Origin of the sequence: Streptococcus sp. k-402 (genome assembly GCF_013277515.1) — a bacterium.
Taxonomy (GTDB): Bacteria; Bacillota; Bacilli; order Lactobacillales; family Streptococcaceae; genus Streptococcus.
Window position 1 is genome coordinate 1 of sequence record NZ_VMNB01000028.1, and the last position, 672, is coordinate 672.

General features: G+C 52.8%; 6 tRNA genes. All 6 read left to right on the plus strand.

Going from position 1 to position 672, the window contains the following annotated elements:
• Nucleotides 1–64: 64 nt before the first annotated feature.
• The 6 genes from HT724_RS09930 (at nt 65) to HT724_RS09955 (ending at nt 581) form a co-directional block, all read left to right on the plus strand.
• Nucleotides 65–137, plus strand: a tRNA-Val gene (locus HT724_RS09930).
• 2 nt (nt 138–139) lie between these two features.
• Nucleotides 140–212 (plus strand) — tRNA-Asp (locus HT724_RS09935).
• Between the two features lie 24 nt (nt 213–236).
• Nucleotides 237–309 (plus strand) — tRNA-Lys (locus HT724_RS09940).
• Nucleotides 310–314: 5 nt separating this feature from the next.
• A tRNA-Leu gene (locus HT724_RS09945) sits at nt 315–396 on the plus strand.
• Nucleotides 397–414: 18 nt separating this feature from the next.
• Nucleotides 415–487, plus strand: a tRNA-Thr gene (locus HT724_RS09950).
• 22 nt (nt 488–509) lie between these two features.
• Nucleotides 510–581 (plus strand) — tRNA-Gly (locus HT724_RS09955).
• Nucleotides 582–672 lie beyond the last annotated feature (91 nt).

Below are 672 nucleotides of genomic sequence, written 5' to 3' on the forward strand. Positions count from 1 at the left end.
GCGCTAGAACGCCGGAAGTAGTTGGGGGTTGCCCCCTGTGAGATATGGAAGTCGCTTAGCTCTAGGGAGTTTAGCTCAGCTGGGAGAGCATCTGCCTTACAAGCAGAGGGTCAGCGGTTCGATCCCGTTAACTCCCAAAGGTCCCGTAGTGTAGCGGTTATCACGTCGCCCTGTCACGGCGAAGATCGCGGGTTCGATTCCCGTCGGGACCGTTTAAGATAACGCAAGTTATTTTAGACTCGTTAGCTCAGTTGGTAGAGCAATTGACTTTTAATCAATGGGTCACTGGTTCGAGCCCAGTACGGGTCATATATGCGGGTTTGGCGGAATTGGCAGACGCACCAGATTTAGGATCTGGCGCTTAACGGCGTGGGGGTTCAAGTCCCTTAACCCGCATTAAGATATAACAAATGAGCCGGCTTAGCTCAGTTGGTAGAGCATCTGATTTGTAATCAGAGGGTCGCGTGTTCAAGTCATGTAGCCGGCATTTTTAGATAGAAGAAAACAGTGCGAACGTAGTTCAGTGGTAGAACACCACCTTGCCAAGGTGGGGGTCGCGGGTTCGAATCCCGTCGTTCGCTTGGAGAGGCCGGGGTGGCGGAACTGGCAGACGCACAGGACTTAAAATCCTGCGATTGGTAACGATCGTACCGGTTCGATTCCGGTCCTCGG